11 protein-coding genes are annotated in these 10,079 nt (G+C 41.1%); all 11 read right to left on the reverse strand.

Going from position 1 to position 10,079, the window contains the following annotated elements; translation table 11 throughout:
* Positions 1–108 precede the first annotated feature (108 nt).
* Positions 109–984, reverse strand: coding sequence for a phosphatidylserine decarboxylase (locus LI164_RS13675; protein ID WP_005333972.1), 876 nt, complete (start codon positions 982–984; stop codon positions 109–111).
* A 72-nt stretch (positions 985–1,056) separates the two neighbouring features.
* On the reverse strand, positions 1,057–1,677 hold the full coding sequence (locus tag LI164_RS13680; protein WP_147567050.1) for a phosphatidylcholine/phosphatidylserine synthase: 621 nt from the start codon (positions 1,675–1,677) through the stop codon (positions 1,057–1,059).
* An 18-nt stretch (positions 1,678–1,695) separates the two neighbouring features.
* Positions 1,696–2,727 (reverse strand): lysylphosphatidylglycerol synthase transmembrane domain-containing protein, encoded by a 1,032-nt coding sequence (locus LI164_RS13685; RefSeq protein ID WP_227087274.1) that lies wholly within the window; start codon positions 2,725–2,727, stop codon positions 1,696–1,698.
* Complete coding sequence (locus LI164_RS13690; protein WP_227087275.1) at positions 2,717–3,472, reverse strand: phosphatase PAP2 family protein; 756 nt, start codon at positions 3,470–3,472, stop codon at positions 2,717–2,719. The genes LI164_RS13685 and LI164_RS13690 overlap by 11 nt, the downstream gene beginning before the upstream one ends.
* Positions 3,473–3,747: 275 nt before the next feature.
* Entirely contained in the window at positions 3,748–4,851 is a 1,104-nt protein-coding gene (locus tag LI164_RS13695; protein ID WP_227079281.1) for a 5-methyltetrahydropteroyltriglutamate--homocysteine S-methyltransferase, read from the reverse strand.
* 99 nt (positions 4,852–4,950) lie between these two features.
* Entirely contained in the window at positions 4,951–5,298 is a 348-nt protein-coding gene (locus LI164_RS13700; protein WP_227079282.1) for a hypothetical protein, read from the reverse strand.
* Positions 5,299–5,451: 153 nt separating this feature from the next.
* Positions 5,452–6,795: an MATE family efflux transporter gene (locus tag LI164_RS13705; protein ID WP_227087276.1), complete on the reverse strand. Its 1,344-nt coding sequence runs from the start codon at positions 6,793–6,795 to the stop codon at positions 5,452–5,454.
* Positions 6,796–6,854: 59 nt separating this feature from the next.
* On the reverse strand, positions 6,855–7,370 hold the full coding sequence (locus LI164_RS13710; RefSeq protein ID WP_227079284.1) for a YcxB family protein: 516 nt from the start codon (positions 7,368–7,370) through the stop codon (positions 6,855–6,857).
* A gap of 91 nt (positions 7,371–7,461) precedes the next feature.
* Entirely contained in the window at positions 7,462–9,048 is a 1,587-nt protein-coding gene (locus LI164_RS13715; RefSeq protein ID WP_227079285.1) for an AarF/ABC1/UbiB kinase family protein, read from the reverse strand.
* A gap of 1 nt (position 9,049) precedes the next feature.
* Positions 9,050–9,430, reverse strand: a complete 381-nt coding sequence (locus tag LI164_RS13720; RefSeq protein WP_118145316.1) for a hypothetical protein — start codon at positions 9,428–9,430, stop codon at positions 9,050–9,052.
* A 65-nt stretch (positions 9,431–9,495) separates the two neighbouring features.
* Entirely contained in the window at positions 9,496–9,870 is a 375-nt protein-coding gene (locus LI164_RS13725) for a diacylglycerol kinase family protein (protein WP_117606626.1), read from the reverse strand.
* Positions 9,871–10,079 lie beyond the last annotated feature (209 nt).

The raw sequence follows: 10,079 nt of genomic DNA on the forward strand, positions 1-10,079 counted from the left end.
TAAAACATAATTTCTCGATTACTTCAGAACTCTCTTTTGTTCTACTTGTAATATAACACTCATTTTTTATAATGTCAACATAAGATTATATTTTTTTAACGCCCGGAATTATTCATATTTACAACCAATAGGCTCGCCCATTTTTACCAATGTCTCTGCCTGTGCTTTTGTATTGTGGATAATATCCTTGTCCGGTTCTGCCATGCCAGGCTCTGTCATCACCACAATCGTAGAACCACCGAATTCGAACATTCCTTTTTCGTCACCACGTTTTACCTGAGCAGAATCTTCTTCATGATTATTGATTTTTCCAACCATCAAAGCTCCTACTTCCATAAGAAGGATTGTTCCTAGCTCCTTTGTCTTTAGAAGACAGTATTCCCTCGAATTCATTTTGTAAATTGGATAGTAATCATTTGCCACTGGGTTCACTGTATGAAGTACGCCGCGAATCTTCCGCTGCCTTGACTTTCGTCCATCTGCCACATAGCAGTACCGGTGATAATCATCCACTGTCAGACGGATCACATAAATCCAGCCGCCCATATAACGTTCTGCCAAACGCTCATCTTTTAAAAGCTGCGCTGCCGAGTACTGTGTGTGTTTGATCCAGAATCTCCCTTTCTGCGTGATTGGATATGCAGTGACTTTTCCGTCGCTTGGGCTGATCAGAATATTTTTCTGTTCATTGATCGGTCTTTGCTCCGCCTTGATCTTCCTTGTAAAAAATGCATTATAGGAATCAAATTCCTGCTTTTCATAAATGCCAAGATCAATGTGATTCTTTTTTACAAAGGAAGGGATTATCCTCCTGGAAAGTCTTGTACTTAAAAACTTTCCACAAATATCAGAAACTGCCGGAGACAAAAATGGGCGGAGCAGCATTCTGGTCAGCGCATGACCATAAATAACTTCTAACAGGTGATCCTGTCCAGTCGTTCCGTCTATTTTCGTTCCATCACGAGTGATATATGTCACAGCCATGTCTTTTCCCTCACTTAATGTTCAATCTCTCATATATTCTTTCACGATTCCACCTGGCTTTGCAGGAATTCTCTACCAGATATGCAGTCCATGCAGCACTGCCAGTGCGACAATGACAACCATGACAGTCTGTCCCAGCTTCTTCGGCTTGCGGAGTCTGAAATTTGTGATAAATAAAAGTCCGACGATCAGTACAAGCGCATGCAAGGCAATGATAAAATCTTTGCCAAGTATCGGACGGAACACATATAAAATAGGAAGTGCAACTGCCATAGAAGTAATCGGAAGTCCTTGATAACATTCCCTGTTTTCCGTGGTCTCTTCCTGACGGATTTCTTCAGACACATTATACCATGCCAGACGAATCAGTCCTGCCAGCACATAGAACATCAGAATCGTAACTCCGATACCATGGTTCATTCCCATACGATATGCGATCAATGTCGGACCCACACCAAAACAGATAATATCTGCCAACGAATCAATCTGAATTCCAAACTTTTTCTCCACTTCAGTACGATTTTTTTTCGTCCGGGCAATCTTGCCGTCAAACATATCACAAAATCCTGACAGTGCCAGACAGACAATCGCCATTCTCGGATAACCATTCATAGAAAACAGCATTCCTCCCATCGAAATCAATACACTTACATAAGTCAGCACTACTGTGTAATCATATACACCTAACATCATTCATTTTCCTCAACTTTCTTATCCCTTTTTAACATTTCTTCCTATTGTAAAATTCGCAACAATTGTAAGCAGTGCACTTAAGAGCAGCTCGGTGTAATATCCCAGGCCACGGCTTAAGAGCATTCCCGGAAGCAGTAATTGACTTCCAAAAACCGGTAAAAATATTCTTAAAAATAACTGTTCGCTGATTCCCATTCCTCCTGGCAGCGGCAACATATCCACAGCCACAGAGATGGTTCCCTGCAATATAATTATGACAAATGCAGAACTTCCGGAGAGTCCAAATGCTTTATATACAAACCAGGTTGCCGCGAATAATGCAAATCTCTGGAATACTGTAATTGCAAACACTTCCACAAGCACCCATACATGCTCCCGCAGATACACCGCCGTTGCACGGTACTGATCCATAGAAGCATTCAACTTTTCAAGTCTTGAACTCTTTTTCTTCATCAAATGCATTTTTTCCAGAAGGTCAAGTCCTTTTACAAGAATTGATCTTGCAAGCATCGGATGAAATACAAGTACCAGCATTCCTGACACACAGAATACATTGAGTGCCGTCCCCAGATAAAAAATGTGACGAACCCGGTAAAGGTGTGCCTTAATAAAGCCCTGACCAAAAATTGTCAGTGTAACTCCGATTACCACAAGTACCAGCTTATATGTAATAGTCACGATCATAAGAACAAGCGTAGACACCGGAATCGGAATCTTCTCTTTTTTCATATAATATATCTGAGCCGGCTGTCCGCCTGTCGCTGACGGAGTAATACAGCTAAAGAAAAAACCGACCGAAGAAAATAAAAAACAGGTCCATTTTTTCAGTTTGATTCCAAGCGTGTGCATCATATAAAAAATGATGATGGATTCACCCCAGATAAAAATCACGACACAGATCACACCCGGAATCAGCCAAAGAGGATCCACAGTCTTCACAATGTGGACGATTTTTCCAAGATCCTCCCCGTGAAAGACGCCATACAGTGTTCCGGCAAATACAAGGATCAGGAATACTATATTAAATATCATTTTTTTCTTATCTGCCATTCTTCCTTCCCCCTGTCAGCTGTTTCCTTTTGGCCCGAAAAAACAAATCCTTCCATACATGTTTCAGCCGGTTAATGATATGTTGCAGCCAATCTGACATATTTTCAATGATTCTCTGATAAATCCGATATCCATTCGTACGTCTGCTGATCTGCCATGTTACTTCTGCCACCAAAATTCCACTAAATACATCAACCAGTACATGCTGTCTGAGCGCAAGGGTAGAAATAAATACCAGAACTGCGATAATCTCAGACAAATTTTGGTACCACTTTGGAACATTTTCACATTTTCTAAGTCCTATACAGCAAAACCAGCTCGCCATACAGTGAATAGACGGAAACAAATTTACCGGCTTGTCAATCTGGTACAGGAAACGAACTGCACCAGTAAAGATATCACTGCCTGTAAGTTCCGGTCTTGTATTTGTAGTTGGGAAAAATACAAAACAGACAAAACAGATCAGCCGCGCATAAAAGTCAGCAGTAAAAAATTGATACCTGTGTTCCTCTTTCTGCGCCGCAATGAGTAGATAATTCACAACCCAGAATATATAGCATCCAAAATAAATTATGATGAATTGCGGCATAAATGGAACAATCCTGTCAACAGAACTCGACAGATTGTGTACCACAATTCCTGTTTTGATTAAGGGTGCACTCCAGTATACCACAGAATTCAACAAAAATGTAAATATCGGTGGCAATAAAATTCTTAAGATTTCTTTTTTCTCTTTTTTACACATTTTCTCTCTGCTTAATTTGTTCATAATACCTATTTTATACGCAGAAAATAAAATAACAACATACTTTAGAATATCTTAATAAAATTTATGAGTTTCCTTAAGAAACTATGGAGTTTCGGCACTCTGCTAAGCTTTCCAGACCCTTTTGTCATATGCACACACGCTAAAAAGCCGACTAAATAAGTGATTTTCTCATTTAGTCAGCTGATATATATTTTCAAGACTCATTCATAATCCTCAATGTGAATTTTCAGTCTGCCTGGCAAACAGATTTCTTATAAGAAGTCCTTGCAGGATACGAGAAGGTCTATCTTCTTCCACTGCGTCTCTTCGTCAATACAGTTTCCTTCTTCCACGGAAGCAAATCCACACTGCGGGGAGAGTGCAATCTGCTCTCCCACTACCGCTTTTGCTTCCTCATAACGTTTCTTAATTTCATCGTGGTCTTCCAGAACAGGATTCTTTGTGGAGATCAGACCTGCCACAAAGAGAGCGTCCTTATCTTTTAACACTTTCCAAGGTTCAAAAGAACCTGAGCGCGCATCGTCATACTCTACAAAGAATGCATCATACGGAATGTCTGCAATGACTGGTGCCACTGCATCATAAAATCCAGAAAATAACGGATTCCCTTTGAAATTTCCTTTGCAGAAATGTGTTGCAACAACCATATCAACCGGCTTCTTTTCCAGTGCTTTTGTGGACACATTCCAAAACCAGTTCAACACCTCTTTCTGCGTATAACCAAGTGCTTCTACTTTCTGTAAAAACTTCTCATCGATCAGGTAGGTCCATGAAGTATCGTCAATCTGCAGATAACGGCATCCATGATCATAAAAATCCAAAATTGCATCCTGATAAGCCTTTGCAATATCATCAATCAAAGCTTTTAAATCTCTTTCGTAATACGGAGTTTCTTTGTTGCCAAGCTGAAGGAAGTGATCGATCAGAATCATATTCGGACCGGAAATACATTTCTTCGCAGTCACGCCTTCATACTGGGATGCCAGCCTGTGAAGATAATCCCATGCTTCCACCTCCGGGTGAACCTTATTCTTGTCATAGAAAATCTTTCCTGTCACTGTTCCAAGCTCGATTTCATTGCTCGTTCCATTGATTTCCTTCGTAAAATGAATTGTATCAAATCCATCGAACTCTTTCAGCCAGTCCAGATGCCACCAGCGGCGGCGGAACTCTCCATCTGTGATAAATGGAAGGCCATGCTCCACTTCTTTTTTAACCAGCTTTGCAATCTCCTCGTCCTCAACCTTTTTCAAATCTTCTCTTGTGATTGCACCACTTTTAAACTCTGCTCTCGCTTTTTTAATTGCCTCCGGGCGGAGGAAAGAACCTACAATATCATACTTTATCTGAATCATATCAAAATCTCCTTTTCCCATGTTTTTTGTTATCCTCTTCATGCATTACACTATACAAGAGAAAAGAAGATTTGAAAAATATATAAAAAGCGCAGTTTGTCATAACTTTAAGTTATGGCAAGGTGCATTTCTTAAGAAATCATTTTTCCATTGTGTCTGTTGGTCAGTATCGTTTAAAACTTCCTGATCTTGTGAAATATAATTGTCTCGAACAATATCTGCACTTTCTTCATATAAATGTTCCAACGCCTCGAATTTTTCTTCAAACTGCCCGGAAAATTTGTTCCAGATCTGTGCATGATATTTCTGAAACCCGAAAAGATCTGTCAGATAACTAAACCGCTCCAAATCCTCAAATGTCATTTTTCTATTTTCAAGTAAAATATCTCTGTCCTTCTCTCCACAAAAATACAAAAATGCATATTTTTCAATATCTGCCTGATTCATATTCCGCCTCCTCTTTTTTGTTCCGTTTTGCCTCACTTTTACAACCGATTTTATCTTGATTCAACTGCAAAATCAATAGAAAAGGTGCAAAAAACGAGACGGAATTTGAGACTAATAAACAATACATTACAGATATCAAAATCAATGCATTTACTATGTATTTTGATACTTATCTTCGTGGTGCTCCAGCCAGATAAAGGCACCAACACAAATCACCACAGAAATGAGTGAGCCTGCCGGAGCTGCACATCCCATTGGGAACAGCGTATCCTTAAAATGCACTGACGCATAGTAGGATAGTGGGATTCTCGCACACACAATCGATATCGAATTATGAATGAACGAAATCACTGACAGACCATATGCATAGAAATATCCACTCAGGCAGAAATGAATTCCTGCGAAAATGCAGTCTGACGCATAGCTGCGAAGATATCCGGCTCCACTTACTGCAACTGCACCATCATTTGTAAATAATCCTACCAGCGGAACTGACACAAACTGTATGATAATCGTCATAATTAATCCATATGTCACCGTAATCATCAGCACATATTTTAATGTCAGCTTTGCACGGTCGTGTTTTCCCGCTCCGATATTCTGCGCCACAAGTGCTGAGATTGTAGACATCATAGACGATGGAACAAGGAATAAAATACTGATAATCTTCTCCACAATTCCAACTGCTGCCGCATCAGTCAGTCCTCGCTGGTTTGCAAAAATCGTGATTACAACAAAAGATACCTGGATGAAACCGTCCTGCAGGCACACCGGAATTCCGACCTTTAAAATATTTTTCATGGTCATGCGTTTCGGTCTGAAATCCGATTTTTCCAAACGAATTCCACTCTTTCTTTTCAAAATCACAACCATCGATACAACTACACTGATTGCCTGTGCGATCGTCGTTCCAAGGGCAGCACCGGCTGCATCCAACCCCAGCAACCCAATAAACAGATAATCCAATCCGATATTGGCCGCACATGCCACCGCAATAAAATACATCGGACTCTTAGAATCCCCCATCCCCCGGAAAATGGAGCTGATAATATTATAAGCTGTGATAAAAGGAATCCCTATAAAACAAATAGTCAGATAACGAACTGTCCCTTCTACTGCCTCCGCCGGAGTAGACATTATTCCCACAATTGGTCGGACACGCACAAGAAGGACTGCCATCAGAACCATAGATATTCCCATAAACATCGTCACCGTATTTCCGATACATTCCGCTGCCTGCCGTTTATTTTTTGCACCGATACTACGACCGATCATCACTGTCGAACCCATGGCAAGTCCCACTATCATTACCGTTAACATATGCATGATCTGACTTCCGATCGACACTGCTGTCGTACTGCTGACTCCTCCGAACTGCCCTACAATGAACAGATCTGCCATTCCATATAATGTCTGTAAAAAGTATGACAGCAAGTACGGTAAAGAAAAATAAACTACCGTCTTGAACACACTGCCACTCGTCAAATCTCTCTCCATAATAAAAATTGCCTTTAAATCCTACTTCTGTATTTTCTCCATTTTACATATATTCTGGATTATTTCTTTCCATATTTTCTCTTTAAGCCCGGCATCTTTTCTTCCATCATTTTCAAGAACCTGTCTTTTTCTCCTGAATCCATTCCATCTTTCTCAATGATTGTGATCTGCCACTCCTTTGTAAAGAGAAGGAAATAATGCTCTGTCTCAATTAATGTATCCATAACTTCATATCTGACTGCATTTTTCCCACCGGAAAGCGGATTCTGGATCAGAATATCTGCATCACGAAATACAATTGGTGCGATCACTTCTTTTTTTCCATAAAGCTCATCCAATTTTTTCAGGAATCCTTTAATCTGTTTGCTCTCGATCATTTTTAATTCCCCATAAAAAATGACAATTGCAAATACTGCCAGCAACATCGTAGACGGTCTTCCTGCCAACATACAATATGCTGCCAGCAGCACAAATGCTGCACTGGCAATTGCACTGATCTTACGGATTCCCGGCTTGATCAGATATTTTCTCGCCTCTTTTAATGCTGACTCATTAATAACCGACTGTACTTCCATTTTAACCTCTCCTCATATTTTATTCCTTATCACTTTTCAGATATTGAAGCATAGCTTTCCAAGCCTCAGGCTGCCTCTGCCTCAGGCTCGATCATTTTCTTGAAAAAATGTGTTTTATAAACACATAGAGTACAATTACAGATGCGCCTAAGTATCCAATTGCACCAAGTGCCGGGATGCCCAGAATCTTCGGCTTCATATCTGTCGTGCAGATAATGCTGGAACTAATAAGTAGCGCCATGACCCAAAGACCCATGACCACATTTCTCGTGACGCGGCGCAACAAATTCGCCAGGTCTTCTCCTGCATGCAGATCCAGATTGATCCTCGTCTGACCTTTCATGTAACCGTCTAAAAGATCTGCCACAAGAGCCGGAATATCCACTGCTTTTCTCATAGACAGATAAATGCTCTTCGCCCCGGATTTTGCTTCTTTTTTCCAGTCATGATTCTGGATAAACTGACTTTTCAGCCGGGATGCTGCAATCTCTACCATATTAATCTGCGGACTGATATCCGCAAGCACCCCCTCTACATGAGCAAGTCCTCTCGCCAGCATAGTCAGTCCGTGGGGCATGGTGATTTTATTTTCCTTCATGACATCCATGAGATCCTGAAGGACTTCTGCCACGTCAATATTTCCCATATCTGCCGTTCCATACTTTGCCATCAAACCTCGAATGTCCTTATAAAGCTGGCTTGGATCTGGCTCTCCGCGAAATTCTCCAAGCGCCAGCACAGCATCCTGGATCATGCCGATATCATTAAGGGCAACACCTTCCACTGCCTTGGCAATCTGTTCCCGGTCGCGTTCTGTAAGTCGTCCCATCATACCCATGTCGATCCAGACAATTTTACCATCCCGGATTCGTACATTTCCCGGGTGCGGATCCGCATGAAAAAAACCGTCATCCATGACCTGTTTGATGAAATTGTCCACATATTTGCTTCCTATTTCATTCATATCATAGCCATCTTCCAGCAAATGTTCCTTATCATCAATGGCGTAACCATCAATGTACTCCATCACAATAACCGAAGACGTGGTGTATTCTTTAAAAAGAACCGGCGTATCCACAAATGCAACGTCCCTGTTCTTCTCTTTGAACTCTTCCATATTCCCGGCTTCAATGATGAAATTCATTTCCTCTTGAGTGACCTTCCACAGCTCATTCAATACCATTTTAAAATCCACCATGTCAGTGATACTGATTGGTGGAACAAGGGATACCAGCTTGTGCATGAGTCCGATATCTCGCGCCATGGTCTCATAAATACCTTTTCGCTGTACCTTAATGACCACTTCTTCTCCAGTTTTTAACCGTGCCCGATGCACCTGCGCGATAGACGCTGAACCAAGCGGTGTCTCATCGATCCACTCAAATTCTTCCTGCCACTCATATCCAAAAGAGTCCCGAAGCACCTCCTCCACCTCATAAAAAGGCATCGGAGGTACATCGGAACACAACTTCTGCAATTCATCACAATAATTCTTCGGTAAAATATCTGATCTCAGAGACATCAACTGACCGACCTTAACAAAAGTCGGTCCCAAGTCTTCCAAAATCAACCTCAACTTTTCCGGAGTGATTCCTTTTGAAATTTCATGCTTGTGAAGAACCGCCGCTATTTCACGAAATCTTCCTTTGTATCCATTTTCATTTTTCTTTTCGGACACGTTATTCTTCCTCTGTCTCAGTTTCTTCTACAGTTTCCATTTTACTGTCAGTTTCAGCTTCTTCTGTCTCCGTTTCCTCATGGTCATCGACATCTTCCACCTCAGTTGCTGAACCTGGAATATCATCGTCCTCTACGACCTCCGCTTCCACAACCTCTGCCTCATGTACCGTATGCATCTTTCCATTGGAAGCTTTGTAATCTTTGATCGTAGACTTCACATTATGCTTTAACTCTTTGTTGAGCACCTTTCCCTGCTCAACTGTCTCCTCACCTTTTTTTGCAAGAGTATCCAGAATATCTGCAGATTTCTCCACTGCATACGCTGCTGTTCCGATTCCTGCAAGTGCCAGTTTCTTTAATCCTTCTCCTAATCTTTCCATAAGTCATATCTCCTTTACGTCTATTCTAAAACTTCTATATCACGGAAGTCTTGTTCTAAATTGGATTACTGCAATATCTGCGCTATCTTCGGCAAAAATATAATGCACCCTGCGATTGCTGCCATAATTGCCGCAATGAGCACTGCTCCCGCTGCGGTATCTTTCGCAACTTTCGCCAACGGGTGGTATTCTTCTGTCACCATATCCACCACCGCTTCCACTGCCGTATTCACATGTTCCAGCGCCATGACCAGTCCGAACAGCACCATACAGATGCACCACTCAATCGCTGAAATCTTCAAAATCACACCCGCAATCACAACAAGCACTGCCGCCACACAATGAATCTTCATATTCCGTTCTTTCCGGACACAAGTAAAAATCCCCTGAAAGGCATAGCCGAAACTTCGATATAGCGGATCTTTCTTTTCCATTTTCATTCGAATCACCTGCTTTTATATGTGTCACTATTATAACAAATTTCATTGATAATATCCAGTATGCCAATAAGTTTTCCCTTTTCAAAATGTGTACCAAAATTGCACAATTCAAAAATGGACAGGTTAAACTTCAATTGGGGACGGGGTTTTTTTCAAAACAATGTCATTAAGTTAAGGATAAAATTGTAATTATTGAGGCTTTGACACTT

This window comes from Dorea sp. 210702-DFI.3.125 (genome assembly GCF_020560945.1).
GTDB classification, from domain to species: domain Bacteria; phylum Bacillota; class Clostridia; order Lachnospirales; family Lachnospiraceae; genus Dorea; species Dorea formicigenerans.